Annotated in this window: 11 protein-coding genes; 5 read left to right on the plus strand and 6 right to left on the minus strand. The window is 41.3% G+C overall.

The window, feature by feature from the left end; translation table 11 throughout:
• Positions 1-49: 49 nt before the first annotated feature.
• Together prmB and aroC are read left to right on the plus strand one after the other, a co-directional pair.
• Positions 50-979, plus strand: a complete 930-nt coding sequence (prmB, locus tag HWV00_RS05155) for a 50S ribosomal protein L3 N(5)-glutamine methyltransferase (protein WP_211685068.1) — start codon at positions 50-52, stop codon at positions 977-979.
• Positions 980-1,172: 193 nt separating this feature from the next.
• Positions 1,173-2,261, plus strand: a complete 1,089-nt coding sequence (gene aroC / locus HWV00_RS05160; protein ID WP_211685069.1) for a chorismate synthase — start codon at positions 1,173-1,175, stop codon at positions 2,259-2,261.
• A 123-nt stretch (positions 2,262-2,384) separates the two neighbouring features.
• Here aroC and HWV00_RS05165 read toward each other — a convergent pair whose 3' ends face one another.
• The 6 genes from HWV00_RS05165 to ebgR all read right to left on the minus strand — a co-directional run bounded on the left by HWV00_RS05165 (position 2,385) and on the right by ebgR (position 11,027).
• Positions 2,385-2,762 (minus strand): nucleoside 2-deoxyribosyltransferase, encoded by a 378-nt coding sequence (locus tag HWV00_RS05165; RefSeq protein WP_211685070.1) that lies wholly within the window; start codon positions 2,760-2,762, stop codon positions 2,385-2,387.
• A gap of 220 nt (positions 2,763-2,982) precedes the next feature.
• The gene (locus HWV00_RS05170; RefSeq protein WP_211685071.1) at positions 2,983-4,413 is read right to left on the minus strand and encodes an amino acid permease; all 1,431 of its coding nucleotides are present in this window, start codon (positions 4,411-4,413) and stop codon (positions 2,983-2,985) included.
• Between the two features lie 213 nt (positions 4,414-4,626).
• Positions 4,627-6,057, minus strand: coding sequence for an amino acid permease (locus HWV00_RS05175; protein ID WP_211685072.1), 1,431 nt, complete (start codon positions 6,055-6,057; stop codon positions 4,627-4,629).
• 141 nt (positions 6,058-6,198) lie between these two features.
• Positions 6,199-6,651, minus strand: a complete 453-nt coding sequence (locus tag HWV00_RS05180) for a beta-galactosidase subunit beta (protein ID WP_211685073.1) — start codon at positions 6,649-6,651, stop codon at positions 6,199-6,201.
• Complete coding sequence (ebgA, locus tag HWV00_RS05185) at positions 6,651-9,734, minus strand: beta-galactosidase subunit alpha (RefSeq protein WP_211685074.1); 3,084 nt, start codon at positions 9,732-9,734, stop codon at positions 6,651-6,653. The genes HWV00_RS05180 and ebgA overlap by 1 nt, the downstream gene beginning before the upstream one ends.
• 297 nt (positions 9,735-10,031) lie before the next feature.
• Entirely contained in the window at positions 10,032-11,027 is a 996-nt protein-coding gene (gene ebgR, locus HWV00_RS05190; RefSeq protein WP_211685075.1) for a transcriptional regulator EbgR, read from the minus strand.
• A gap of 206 nt (positions 11,028-11,233) precedes the next feature.
• Between ebgR and galE the strand changes: the two genes are divergently transcribed.
• From galE to galK, 3 genes are all read left to right on the plus strand, one after another.
• Positions 11,234-12,244, plus strand: coding sequence for a UDP-glucose 4-epimerase GalE (gene galE, locus HWV00_RS05195; RefSeq protein WP_211685076.1), 1,011 nt, complete (start codon positions 11,234-11,236; stop codon positions 12,242-12,244).
• A gap of 4 nt (positions 12,245-12,248) precedes the next feature.
• A complete protein-coding gene (locus HWV00_RS05200) occupies positions 12,249-13,328 on the plus strand; it encodes a UDP-glucose--hexose-1-phosphate uridylyltransferase (RefSeq protein WP_211685077.1) in 1,080 nt (359 codons plus the stop codon).
• Positions 13,329-13,471: 143 nt separating this feature from the next.
• Positions 13,472-14,632 carry a galactokinase gene (galK, locus tag HWV00_RS05205; protein ID WP_211685078.1) on the plus strand — a complete coding sequence of 387 codons (1,161 nt, stop codon included), beginning with the start codon at positions 13,472-13,474 and terminating at the stop codon, positions 14,630-14,632.
• Positions 14,633-14,640: the final 8 nt, after the last annotated feature.

Consider the following 14,640-nt stretch of genomic DNA (forward strand, 5'->3'; position numbering starts at 1 on the left):
AAATCAGTTGATTAAACATTTTGTTATTTTACCAAAATTGGAGTCAATTGTGGACAGGATTTTTATTGACGAAGCAGTCAAAGAGTTAACTACAATACAAGATATCATCCGTTGGGCGGTTAGCCGTTTTAACGACGCAGGTATTTTCTATGGTCACGGTACTGATAACGCGTGGGATGAAGCTGTTCAGCTTATCTTACCGACGTTACACCTGCCATTGGATATTGATCCTCAAATTCGTCATGCGAAACTGCTTACTTCTGAACGCCAAAAATTGGTTGAGCTGATTGTTCGTCGTGTAAACGAACGTATCCCTGCTGCATACCTTACTAACAAAGCTTGGTTTGCTGGTTTAGAGTTCTTCGTTGATGAACGCGTATTAGTGCCGCGTTCTCCGTTTGCAGAACTGATCATGAACGGTTTCCAGCCTTGGTTAACGCACGAACCTATGCGCGTACTTGATATGTGTACGGGCAGTGGTTGTATCGCGATTGCACTGTCTCACGCATTCCCTGATTCAGAAATCGACGCAGTTGATATTGAACACGGCGCGATTGAAGTTGCTGAGATCAACATTCAAGATCACGGTGTTGAGCAACAAGTAACACCAATCCAGTCTGACTTGTTCTCAAACTTAACGGGTTTACGCTACGACATGATCGTATCGAATCCTCCTTATGTTGATCAAGAAGATATTGATAACCTACCTGATGAGTTCAAACATGAACCTGAAATCGGTTTACAGTCTGGTTTTGATGGCTTAGAGCTAACGCTTAAAATGCTAGCACAAGCACCAGATATGCTAAACGACGGTGGCTTACTGTTTGTTGAGATCGGTAACAGCATGGTTCACATGCAAGAGAAATTCCCTGAAGTACCATTTACATGGTTAGAAATGCAAAATGGCGGCCACGGTATCTTCGTGATCAGCAAAGAGCAGATCGTTGCTTCAATGGCAGAATTCGCACCGTTTAAATAAATAGTCCGCACCGTTCAAATAGGTCGGTAGCGTGTTGTTATAGGGTGTTAAAGCCCACGAAAAACCTGTGATCATCTTAGATGGTCGCAGGTTTTTTTTTATTCCTCTTTTTTCTCTATTTGCTATTGTCGCTAAGCCGTTGGTCTTGTATTCTCGAAGGTATTAGTAAGCATTATATAAAGGAAACGCTGTTATGGCAGGGAATAGTATTGGGCAATTATTTAAGATCTCCACATTCGGAGAAAGCCATGGACCAGCACTTGGGTGCATCATTGACGGCTGCCCTCCAGGACTCGAAATTTCACTAGAAGATCTACAGTTTGATCTTGACCGTCGTAAGCCTGGCACATCTCGCTATACTACTCAACGACGTGAAGCTGACGAAGTTCAGATCCTTTCGGGTATTTTTGAAGGTAAAACCACTGGTTCTTCGATTGGTCTAATGATCAAGAATACCGATCAACGTTCACAAGATTATTCAAACATTAAAGATACCTTCCGTCCGGGCCATGCTGATTATACTTATCATCAGAAATTTGGTCATCGTGATTACCGTGGTGGCGGTCGTTCATCGGCACGTGAAACGGCAATGCGTGTAGCGGCTGGTGCCATTGCGAAGAAATACCTAAAAGAACAACACGGTATTGTTATCCGTGGTTTCTTATCACAACTGGGTCCAATCAAAGCAGAAGCTCTACAGTGGGATCAAGTTGAACAAAACCCGTTCTTCTTCCCTGATACATCTAAATTAGAAGCGCTGGATGAATACATGCGCGGCCTAAAGAAATCAGGTGACTCAGTGGGCGCTAAAGTAACAGTTGTTGCTGAAGGTGTGCCTGTTGGTTTAGGCGAACCTGTATTTGATCGTTTAGATGCGGACATCGCACATTCATTAATGAGCATTAACGCAGTGAAAGGCGTTGAGATTGGTGATGGTTTTGGCGTTGTAGAACAGCTTGGTAGCGAACACCGTGATGAAATGACACCTGAAGATGGTTTCCTTTCTAATCACGCTGGTGGCGTACTAGGTGGTATCTCAAGTGGCCAAGATATCATTGCGCACATTGCAATGAAACCGACTTCAAGTATTACCATTCCAGGTAAATCAATTGATAAGTTTGGTAACGCGATTGAAGTAGTTACTAAAGGTCGTCACGATCCATGTGTAGGTATCCGCGCAGTGCCAATTGCTGAAGCACAACTTGCTATCACGCTAATGGACCACTTGCTAAGACACCGTGCGCAGAATCTACATGTAGTAACAGATACTCCAAATATGTAGTTTTTGCTTGGCTAGCTTAGTTTTTCAGGGACTAGTAATGGCTAGACAGCTAATCGATAAATACCCATCAGCTTAGGTTGATGGGTATTTTTTTGTCTGTTCTATTTTCTGAGCATGATGTTTCTAAAGCCTAATATCTGATATTTCATTATATGTAATGATTTTATCAGCGGTGCCTTGAATAGTTGTGCTGATTTCAACGCCATTTTTAATTGTCACAATAAGTTCTTTGCCTTTTGCCTTGGCGTATCCAGCTTCAATACCTAAGCCTACTCCCTTTTCTGATATATCGATGACAACGATGTCTGATTCATCTATTTTAGCGAATGTTTCTTGCATTATTTGTGTAGCAGAGAATGTCTGTTTACCCCATTTTTCCATATCTCTTACAACACAATATGACTTTAAATTATGTTTAGAAAAACACAGTTCAAATTCATTGATAACGCTTTTATTTGAATTATTGGAATGATATTTAATACCAAAATATACACGTTTCATTAAGGCTCCATTTAATGTGTTTCACTGTAAATACAAGAGTATATATAAGAATTAGCTTACCATTCGAGACTTAGCGTTTCTTTTGAAAGGTACGGTAGGGAAGTGGGCGTTTTACTTGTCGTGTATAACCAAACAAAAAAGACACTGATAATAAATATCAGTGCCTTTACGTTTATTTAGAATTAACCTATTTTAAATTCAGGTTTACTTCTAATCAGGTTTATTTAGCAGAAGCTAATGTTTGCTTCGTAGCCGTTTCACCTTGTGCTTGCTTCTTTTCGAAGCGAGAGATCCACCACCATGCTAGTGCAGAGAACACCATGGTCATGAACACGTTGATGAAGAATGCATTAACTAGATCAACACCTGTTGGGAATGCAGACGCTGTCATACTTACCACAAAGATAACGATAAGAATTGAAACAACAGTCATACCTACTTTACGAGAACCCATGCGGAAATCACGTGGAGTATCATCGTATTTAAGACGGAAGATGAAGTAAGCAACCATAATAAAGATAGGTGGTAACATCGCTGTACCAGCTGTTAAGTTAATCGCAGTGCTCATCATTTCTTGTACAGATTCAGAACCGAAACCATTTACTACTAGCATGATTACAACGAACGCAAACTGCCACCAAGCTGCGCGTACTGGTACACCGTGCTCGTTAAGTTCAGTTGTCTTCTCGCCGTAAACACCTTTTGGAATTTCTGAGAAGTGAATTTTAACGGGTGCAGCAGTCCACATCATCATCGAACCGAACATCGCGATGAATAGAATCACACCTACAAAACGACCTACTAAGTTTTCAGAGATATTGAAGTATTGCGCCATACCTGTGAAGATTTCAACCATACCGCCAGCATAAGTCAGTGACTCACGTGGAACGAATACGTTTACAAGTAGTGAACCAACAGCGTACATAGCACCAATTAGGATACCAGCAGCGATGATCACGCGAATGAAGGTCTTCTGACCGCCTTTCACATCTTTCAAGTATGCAGCAGCTGTTTCAGCACCACCGGCTGCTTGGAAGATCCAGCACATAATACCGATTGTTGCCCAGTTAATTGTTGGTGTCATTGCTTCGATTGTGATTGGTTGTGCTGGTACATGGTCACCGCTAAGTGCCGTTACCGCGCCAATGACATAGATAGCGAAAAGTGCGAATACACCGTAAGCCACCATTTCAGAAATTTTACCTAACCAAGATGCACCTTTTGTTGAAATGTGCGTTGCAGCAGCAAATAACACAATTGAGATTATAGATGTCACCACTGGCGAGAAGTTATATTCATAACCCAGCATTGCATAAGATGCATAAGCGATTACGTTTGGCAGTAGCGAAACGAACCAAAACAGGTTAACGAACCAATACAAGAACGAACCTAAGTAAGCATTCTTCGTACCCAGTGGTTTTTTCAACCAGTCGTACATACCTGATTCTGAGTCTTTATTGGCAGATACAAATTCAGAAATAATAAACACGAACGGGATAAAGTAGACCAGCGTAGCAAGTAAAAAGATCGGTGCCGAGCTTAAGCCTAATTCGATATTATTATTAACAATGTTACGGACATTAAATACCGCCGCGAGAGTCATAGATAGCAAAGCAAACTTTCCTATCGTGCCACGTACAGATTGAGACATAATTAACGCATCCTATATTAATTAAATTATTAAGTGATCTTTAGTAAATGTCTAATCGTTAGCTTTACTAAAAATTACTGTGGTTAAAATCATTAAACAGAAAATAAGCAACAGACCAAATGAGTATAATAGAACAACTGGCCGTGCTTATTTATCTGCATTTAACAAAGGAAAGCACCGATGTCACAGGTGCTTCATGATGTAATCCAACTCCTATAATTGAATCGCTGGTTTTGCTTCTTCAGCAAGTTCTTCTTGTGTTAGTGATTGTTCATACTTGTTGTATTTCCACCACGCATAGCCAAGGAAAATAACAATCCCGCCAACGTTGTAGAAAATAATCGTCATGATGTCTGCGCCAGTTGGGAAGGTTGAAGCAAAGAACCCAACAGTAAAGATAGCGATAAGAACAGACACAATAGCGATGCCGGTAAAGCGAGAACCCATGCGGAAATCACGTTCTAGATGATCTAATTTTAATCGTAGGTTGAGGTAAGCAATCATGATGAACAGTGGTGGAAGCATTGATGCTGCCGCTGTCATGTTGATGATTGTGCTCATTAAGTCTTGAACCGTGTCTGACGCTAATGTTGGAATAAACATCAGTGGGATAACAATTAAGAATTGAATCCATGCTGCACGTACTGGTACACCTTGTTTGTTTAGTGCCACGGTCTTTTCACCAAAAATACCTTTTGGAATTTCAGAGAAGAAGATTTTTACAGGTGTTGCTGTCCACATTAATAATGAACCCAGCATGGCAGTAAACGAGACGATCCCAACAAAACGGTTCATCATGATTTCAGGTAAACCAAAGTGTCTCGCAAGGCCTTCAAATACTTGTACTGAGCCGCCTGTGAACTTCAGCTCTTCACGCGTTACAAAGACGTTCGCTAAGATAGAACCAACAGAGTAAAGGGCACCGATAAAGATACCTGCAAGGATGATGACTTTAACGAATGACTTGTGGCCGCCTTTAATATCATTGACATAAACAGCAACAGATTCTGCGCCACCCGCTGCCATAAAGATCCAAGTGATCACACCGAGGAATGCCCAGTTAAACGATGGCGTCATCGCTTCAATTGTAATTGGGTCAGCAGGTACAATCCCGCCCATCAAGGCACCAGCAGATAGGATGATGTAAGACAGAGTGAGTAACAGCATCAATGACGATGTTACTGTTGTAATTGGACCTAGTAATTTAGCACCGTTATTTGATACGTGTGTTGCAACAGCGAAAAGCAGGGTACTTAAAACTGCCGTTGTCATTGGGGTGAATATATATTCAAACCCTAAGAATGCATACGACGCGTAAGCGATGATTCGTGGTAACAGAGACGTGAAAAAGAATAGGTTAACGAACCAATAAGTATAAGCTGAGATGAAAGCCCAGCGACCGCCTAACGAACTTTTTACCCAAGAGTAAACACCCGCTTCAGAACTTTTGTTGAGTGATACAAACTCAGCCACAATCAAGCAGAACGGGATAAAATAAAAGATGGTTGCAAGAAAGAACATTGGGGCAGAGGATAAGCCGATTTCAATATTATTATTGATAATATTGTTGAAGCTAAAAACCGCTGCAAAAGTCATGGACAGTAGGGCAAATTTGCCTATCGTGCCTCGTGTAGATGTTGACATAAGGTACTCCGATGTTTCGTGTTTCAAATGTAGGTAAGGAGGGATTTGGACGGTTAGGGTCCAACCCCTCTCTCATTTTTAGTTCTGGATACGTGCCCAGATTTTATTTTTATTCAATTTTTTAACTATCTATTCAACTATTTACTTATTCAAGAAATAGCCGTCTTCGATAGTGACTTTCAGTACCACTTTTCGCACCGTGTTATCACCGTGGAATCGGTACGCTTTGGTGTTATCAAATACAGCGACTTGGCCTTCACAAAGTTGCTTTATTTCACCGTGACCAGTCATGTATTCACGGTCAGTTTCATCGGAGTAAGCTTGTACTAACTCAAGTTCTGATTTATCTGCTACTTCTACAGTTTCACGGCCTGCTAAGTAGTAATGCACATCAAAGTAACGTCGATTACCTTCAAATGTTTCGGTATTACGTGCAACACCATCTTCAATCATGTAAACCAGTGAATCGCCAATTGAATACATCACGCCATCTTTCAGGTTAACAATGTTCTCGATTGCTTCGATGCAACGGTTCCATTTACGGCCATCGCGATATACCACTTTGAATTGGTCTAGGTTCTCTAAAATAATCATTACTTATCTCCGCCTTCAGTCTGGTTTGCAGAAGTGAACGAGTGACTTGCTAATGTACTTGGCGTACAGCCACCTTGATGGAATGGCACAAGCGTGAGTGCATAATTAAACTTATCCATGTAAACACGGTATGAATCTAATACTTCCGAACCCCATGAGTTAGAACCTAGCCCCATTAATTTATGGTCAAGGTTAACGGTGATGTAACCGCTCTTCTCAAGCTCAATAGTATGTTGTGCTTCATGGATGTTTTGGTTGGTGTAGAACCAAGCGCTAAAGTTAATTTCTTGCTCTGGTTTCACAAACAAACCAGTACCTTGGCGGTTTGCTAATGATGCCCAGCGTACATGTTGACGGTTGCCGTTGTTTTGTGGGAACGGGTAGTTCTCAAACATATTCGCCACTGTCGTTTTGTACACATCAACCATGTTTGCTTGTTGGCTGTCTTGGTAGTTTTCTTCAGGACCGCGACCGTAGTATTGCACTTGGTCAAAGTCATTATTGATGCCTAAATCTAACCCAAGTACAGGGATAACATGCGGGTATTCACCGTAGCGTTCGCCAGCAAGTTGGATGTTTACTTGACCTTCTTTATTCACTTCGTACACGTAAGTACAGCGCATACCAAAATCAAATACCGGTGGTGCAATAATACTGGTTACTGTAATAACAGCTTTGCCGTTTACTTCTTCAAGATTGATTGAACGGAAGTGCTCTTGCATAATTTGCAAGTGAGCTGGTTCCCACAGGCCATCGTGTTCTTGTTTGTGGTTATCAACCATAGGTTTGAAGAAGTTCAGTTTTGGTGAACTGGCAATCAGTTCTTCGCCGTTAACTAACCATGATGTTAATTTACCGTTCACTTTCGAGAAGTTAACCGCAAAGTTTAACCCTTTAACCACATAATCTAAGCGAGATTCAACAACGTCTAATGCAATTGCATTGCTATTCGTGAATGTCGGTAATTGTTGGGTGTTCTCTTTTAATTGCACTTGATAAATGGCGATGTCGTGGTTTGCTTCGCTGTAACGTGTGCGAGAATCTTTACGTACAGTGAAGTTAATGAAGACTTCGCGACCATCTAATTCAGGTAAGGTAATTTCAATATCACGGCTGCTGTTTTCTGCTAAGCCTTCAACTTTCAGTGTCGTGCTTTGTAGCGTTTCACCTTCAGCGCGGATTTCAGCTGTGATGGTGTAGTCATCAAGGTTTGAGAACCACAGTTTGTTATCAACAGTGAAAACACCCTTGGCAGCATCTTTCGCACGGATCTTAACGGGTGCAATTACTTGCTTGTATTCTTTTAGTCCCGGGCCCGGTGTTTGATCGGAGTAAACCAAACCATCCATGCAGAAGTTATAGTTATTTGGATAATCGCCGTAATCACCACCGTATTTTAAAAATTCAGTGCCGTTTTCATCTTTAGCAAGAATACCGTGGTCACACCATTCCCAAACAAAGTGACCTTGAATTGCATCGTGTTTGTAGAATACGTTTTGGTATTCCGTTAAGCCACCAGGGCCGTTACCCATCGCATGAGCGTACTCACAAATGATGCGTGGTTTGTTATGAGGATGCTCGCCAAATGCATTCATTAATTGTGCGCGAGAATACATAGTACTGATGATATCAACCACTTCAGCATCACGGTCTTCTTCATAATGCACTAAGCGCGTGTCATCAATGGCTTTTGCAGCCGCGTACATTGATTTGATGTTACAGCCATAACCGGATTCATTACCCAGTGACCACATGATGATTGATGCATGATTTTTCTGTGCATGGATGTGGCGTTCGATACGTTCAACGAATACGTGTTCCCATGCTGGATCATTGGTAATGCGGCTTAAGTCGTCAACATTAGCAAAGCCATGTGTTTCAACATCGGTTTCGCCCATTACAAATAAACCGTATACATCACACAGTTCATAAAAGCGCGGGTCATTTGGGTAGTGAGCCGTACGTACTGAGTTGATGTTGTGTTGCTTCATCAAGATGATGTCTTTCTCAACACGATCCATACCCACAGCACGACCTTTTAGATGATCATTGTCGTGACGGTTAACACCGTGCAGCATCACGTATTTGTTGTTGATATAGAACAGACCATCACGCACTTTAATGTCACGGAAACCAACACGTTGTGGAATGATTTCAAGAACCTTACCGTGTTCGTCTTTTAGTGTTAGCACTAATTGATAAAGGTATGGGTTTTCAGCTGTCCAGTGTGTCGGGTTCACAACATCAATGGCAACGTTTACATCTTGAGTCGATGAAAAAGCCAATGATTCTACATTGCCTTGTGCCAGTGCTCTTGCACCATCAAATAAAGTATATTCAAGTGAATAATTGTTCACTGGGTTTGCGCTTAAGTTTTCAAGTACCGCTTTGCAAGAAAGTGTCGCACTTTGATAAGTTTCATCGAAGTCGGTACGTACTGTTAAATCTTGAACGTGTACTTGTTCTTTACCCACTAAGTAAACATCACGGAAGATACCGCCTGTCCACCACATGTCTTGGTCTTCAATGTACGTTGAGTCAGCCCATTGCATTACACGAACAGAAAGCAGGTTTTCACCTTGTTGTGCAAATTCTGAGATATCAAACTCAGCAGTTAAGCGGCTGCCTTTACTAAAGCCAACATAGTGACCGTTAACGTACAGTTCAAAATAGGTTTCAACACCATCAAATTTGATAATGGTTTGTTTGTTATTCCATGTGTCGCCAAGCGTAAATGTACGTTGGTACGCGCCTGTTGGATTATCGCTTGGTACAAAAGGTACATCAATTGGGAAAGGGAAACCTTCATCTGTATATTGAAGATCGCCGTGGCCTTCCATTTGCCACATGTTTGGTACTGTAATATTTCCCCAATCATTCATAAATTGAGAGTAGAATTCTTCAGGTACAAGTAACGGGTTCGTGAAAAAATTGAAATTCCATTGTCCACTTAATAGCTGATAGTGGCTGCTTAATTCACGTTGAAATGTTCTTGCTGTCTGAATTGAGTCGTATGAGAAAAAGTAAGCACGTGGTGCCATTCTATTTTTATTAAGGCGGAAGAAGTTTTCCCAATTATTCACGTGTAGCCTCCAGGGCGATGCCGAAAATGCGAGTTAAAATGTTGATGAATTACTTTGGTAAACATATTAACTAAAATTTTAGTAAAACAAATAGATCTGTTGTTTTATTTTTAACTCGATCACAATAGATGCATAGGTTTGTGAGCTGGATAACGTTAATTAAGGGTTACAATGTAACGTATTTGTCTGCTTGAACTGATAAATTGGGAATAAGATAAGGATATAGAAAGAGAGGAGAAGTAAAAGCAACATATTACTATGCTGCTTTACTATAATCTGGGGAGATTTTATTACACGTTATTTTTTAGTGGTATCACGTAATCTTAAATTACTTGGTATATAGGCATGAATTGGGATCACGCGTTCATCTCGGCGACGTTCAATTAACAAGTTCACACCTTGACTACCCATCAGTTCAGAATGAATGCGTACTGTTGATAGAGAAGGGAAAGTAAACTTAGCCGTCGGAATATCATTAACACTAATTAATGCGATATCTTTTGGTATTGATAGACCTTGCTCGTGGATCGCGCGTAACACACCAATCGCAATGGAGTCTGATGCAATAAAGAAAGCACTTGGGTGATCTGTTTCTAGCATTTTCTTCGCAAGCTTATAACCTGAAGAACTGGAAAAATCACCGCGGTATAAATCGGCTTCTGATACCACACCTTTTAATTGACCATACTCGATAAATGCTTGTTCACGAATATCGGGAGTGGCTTCATCATCTTGACCACCAATAAAGCCAATGGTCCCATACCCTTGATTAATAAAGAAGTTAATCACTTCTTTGCTGATTCTAACCAAGTCTATATCCACAGAGTCAAATTCTTCTTCATGATCCGTGTAATCAATATAAACAATATTCTTCGTCAGTTTTTTGATTATTTTTAGCTGTTCTTCAGTTTGACGACCGATTAATAAGATCCCATCTACTTTTGAGTTCTTAATATCAAGGTTGCTTTCATAGCTATTGGTTAAGCTAATATCAAACTTATCACATTGTGTTTCAATGCCGTGACGAATAGCCAGATAATACGGGTCATTGATTTCAGTTTCTTGTTTGTAGTTATACAGGGCAAGAAAATGTAATTGTTCTTTTGCTTTACTTGGTAGCACGGCCGCAAGTTTACGCGTCGCGCTGGTCTTGTATTCTAGCTTTTCAGCGATTTCAAAAATACGTCGTTTCGTGTCTTCTTTGACACTGAGTGTCGGATCTTCATTTAGTACACGCGATACAGTTGCTAATGAAACGCCAGCTTCGTAGGCTATTTCCTTTAATGTTGCCATTCATCCTCCCGCCATTGATGATTATAATTTATTTAGTGTTTATTTTACTTAATAAATAAAGTTTTTGATACCTAAATCTCACTTTTAGTAAAATGTTTACCAATGGGTAATACTTTTTGTGGAAACGTTTACATTTGAGGCGTAGGGTACACAAATATCTTATGGATTCACTTACGTCGTGTTTATAAATTACGGGAGAATTAGTTGTGAAAGTACTGGTAACAGGTGGAATGGGCTACATTGGCAGCCATACGTGCGTACAGATGATTGAGGCTGGTATTGAGCCAATTATTATCGATAACTTAGATAACAGTAAATTGGCCGTGCTCGATCGTATTGAAGCGTTAACCAAGGTACGTCCGACTTTTTATCAGGGCGATGTACGTGACGAAGTCTTTCTTGACCGTATTTTTAATGAACATGCTATTTCATCGGTTATTCACTTTGCTGGATTAAAAGCAGTCGGTGAGTCAGTACAAAAACCACTGGAATATTATGATAACAATGTGAATGGTTCATTAGTGCTTGCGCGTTCAATGCGAAAAGCCAATGTAAAAAGCATTGTATTTAGTTCGTCAGCGACGGTTTATGGTGATCCAGAGATCGTACCTATTACTGAAAACTCACCAACAGGTGCCACTACCAATCCTTATGGACGCAGTAAGTTCATGGTTGAAGAATGCTTCTCTGATTTGTTCGATGCCGAAAATGATTGGAGCATCACTTTATTACGTTATTTCAACCCTGTTGGCGCGCATCCCTCTGGCACCATGGGAGAAGACCCACAAGGTATCCCAAATAATTTAATGCCATTCATTGCTCAAGTTGCAGTGGGTCGCCGCGAATCTTTATCGGTGTTTGGTGATGATTACCCAACGCCAGATGGCACTGGTGTTCGTGATTATATTCACGTGATGGATTTAGCCGACGGTCACATTGCGGCATTAACTGCTGTTGGTAAAAAGTCAGGTTTACACATTTATAACTTGGGCACAGGTAAAGGGTCGAGTGTATTAGAAATGGTGAATGCCTTTGCTGCAGCTTCTGGCCAGCCGATCCCCTACCAGTTATGCCCACGTCGCGCGGGTGACATTGCGGAGTGCTGGGCAAATACTGAAAAAGCAGAAAAAGAATTAGGTTGGAAAGCCAGCCGCAACGTAATGGAAATGAGTGCTGATACATGGCGCTGGCAGTCAACGAATCCACAAGGATACTAATCTTATGTCTACGCAAGAATATAGCTCTGAATTAAATCAAGAATTTAATCCGATTGATCATCCGCATCGTCGTTATAACCCGCTAACAGGTCAGTGGATCCTGGTATCACCACACCGTGCTAAGCGCCCGTGGAGTGGCCAAGACGAAGCACCTGAAACAGCAGTGTTATCGACGTATGAAAAAGAATGTTTTTTATGTCCAACCAATAAACGTATTTCGGGTGATGATAATCCTGACTACGACGGTACTTATGTGTTTAGCAATGACTTTGCTGCGCTGATGCCTCATTCGCCTGAAGCACCTAAATCAACGAACCCGTTATTTAAGACGGAAGGTGTGCGTGGATTAAGCCGTGTTATTTGTTTTTCACCGGATCACAGCAAGACATTACCTGAGCTACCAACGGAAAAGATCCGTGGTGTGATTGATACTTGGGATGAACAAATTGAAGAACTAGGTAAAGATTACTTATGGGTGCAAGCGTTTGAAAACAAAGGCTCTGCGATGGGGTGTTCACAACCGCATCCACACGGACAAGTATGGGCGAATAGCTTTTTGCCTAACGAAATCGAACGTAAAGAAAAGCTATTGAAAGCGTATCAGCAAGAACACGGTTCGAACTTGTTAGCTGATTACGTTGAATCAGAATTAAAAGACGGTGAACGTACAGTCGTTGAAACAGAACATTGGCTTGCTGTTGTGCCGTATTGGGCTGCGTGGCCGTTCGAAACCATGTTACTGCCAAAAACACACATTCGTCGTATGAGTGAGTTAAGTGAAGCGCAGCGTGATGACTTAGCGTTAGCGATTAAAAAGCTCACCAGCCGTTACGATAACTTATTCAAATGTTCATTCCCTTACTCAATGGGTTGGCATTATGCCCCGTTTTTTGATGAAGGGACGGATATTGAACATTGGCAATTACACGCGCTTTTCTATCCGCCATTACTGCGTTCGGCATCGGTGCGTAAATTCATGGTGGGCTATGAAATGTTAGCCGAAAGCCAGCGTGATTTAACTGCTGAACAAGCTGCACAAAAACTGCGTGATGTCAGCGATGTACATTATAAAGAACACTTATAAACAACGATGATTGATGGAAAATAACAGTGATGAGCAAGCGTCGTCATTACAAAAAAAAGATCGTAATGAGGCTCGGCAAACGCAGTGTGATGACACTGCGCTCGACGAGACACTCTGAACCCTACAAAATGTGGAAGGCACCGATGACCAATTTAATTCAAAACGTAACGAATGCATTTAACTCAGTATTAAACTACGCACCAACTCATATTGTACAAGCACCTGGTCGTGTAAACTTGATTGGCGAGCACACAGATTATAATGATGGTTTTGTATTACCGTGTGCAATCAATTACCAAACAGTCGTTGCCGCAGCAACGCGTGATGACAATATTGTACGTGTGGTATCTGTTGATTATGGTAATGAAACGGATGAGTTTGATATTACGCAGCCTATTGAGTTTCAAGACAATAAAATGTGGGCGAATTACATTCGTGGCGTAGTAAAATGTTTGCTTGAACGTGGTTTTGAATTTAAAGGTGCTGACATTTCGGTATCAGGTAATGTGCCACAAGGCGCGGGATTAAGCTCATCTGCCGCGTTGGAAGTGGTTATCGGTCAAACATTTAAAGAGCTATACAATTTAGATATTAGCCAAGCCGAAGTGGCGTTAAACGGCCAGCAAGCTGAAAATGAATTTGTCGGTTGTAACTGCGGCATCATGGATCAAATGGTGTCTGCACAAGGCAATGAAAACCATGCCATGTTACTTGATTGCCGCAGCCTTGAAACGACAGCGGTATCAATGCCAGAAAATATGTCTGTGGTCATTATTAACTCGAACAAAAAACGTGGGCTGGTGGATTCTGAATACAATACACGTCGTGAACAATGTGAAGAAGCTGCGCGTATTTTTGGTGTGAAAGCACTACGTGATGTATCTATTGAGACATTCAATGCTAAAGAGCATGAACTGGATGAGATGGTTGCCAAGCGTGCGCGTCATGTGATCACCGAAAATGATCGTACCGAGGAAGCGGCTACAGTATTGGCGTCTGGTGATATGAAACGCATGGCTGAATTGATGGCAGAATCACATGCGTCTATGCGTGATGATTTTGAAATCACGGTTATGGAAGTGGATACCTTAGTTAATATCGTGAAAGACGTTATTGGTATTGAAGGTGGCGTGCGTATGACTGGTGGTGGTTTTGGTGGTTGTATTGTTGCATTAGTGCCACCTGCATTGGTTGATTCTGTGCGTAGTGCAGTTGAAGAATTGTATGAACCAGCAACGGGCTTAAAAGAATCTATTTATGTGTGCCAAGCTAAAAATGGTGCTGGATTAGTATCAGCTGTATAGGCTTAGTT

This window comes from Moritella sp. 24, assembly GCF_018219155.1.
Classification (GTDB): Bacteria; Pseudomonadota; Gammaproteobacteria; order Enterobacterales; family Moritellaceae; genus Moritella.

Excerpts from the sequence above, each read along its gene's own strand:
- aroC (WP_211685069.1), top strand. The coding sequence starts at position 1,173 with ATGGCAGGGAATAGTATTGGGCAATTATTTAAGATCTCCACATTCGGA.
- HWV00_RS05165 (WP_211685070.1), bottom strand. The coding sequence starts at position 2,762 with ATGAAACGTGTATATTTTGGTATTAAATATCATTCCAATAATTCAAAT.
- HWV00_RS05170 (WP_211685071.1), bottom strand. The coding sequence starts at position 4,413 with ATGTCTCAATCTGTACGTGGCACGATAGGAAAGTTTGCTTTGCTATCT.
- HWV00_RS05175 (WP_211685072.1), bottom strand. The coding sequence starts at position 6,057 with ATGTCAACATCTACACGAGGCACGATAGGCAAATTTGCCCTACTGTCC.
- HWV00_RS05180 (WP_211685073.1), bottom strand. The coding sequence starts at position 6,651 with ATGATTATTTTAGAGAACCTAGACCAATTCAAAGTGGTATATCGCGAT.
- ebgR (WP_211685075.1), bottom strand. The coding sequence starts at position 11,027 with ATGGCAACATTAAAGGAAATAGCCTACGAAGCTGGCGTTTCATTAGCA.
- HWV00_RS05200 (WP_211685077.1), top strand. The coding sequence starts at position 12,249 with ATGTCTACGCAAGAATATAGCTCTGAATTAAATCAAGAATTTAATCCG.
- galK (WP_211685078.1), top strand. The coding sequence starts at position 13,472 with ATGACCAATTTAATTCAAAACGTAACGAATGCATTTAACTCAGTATTA.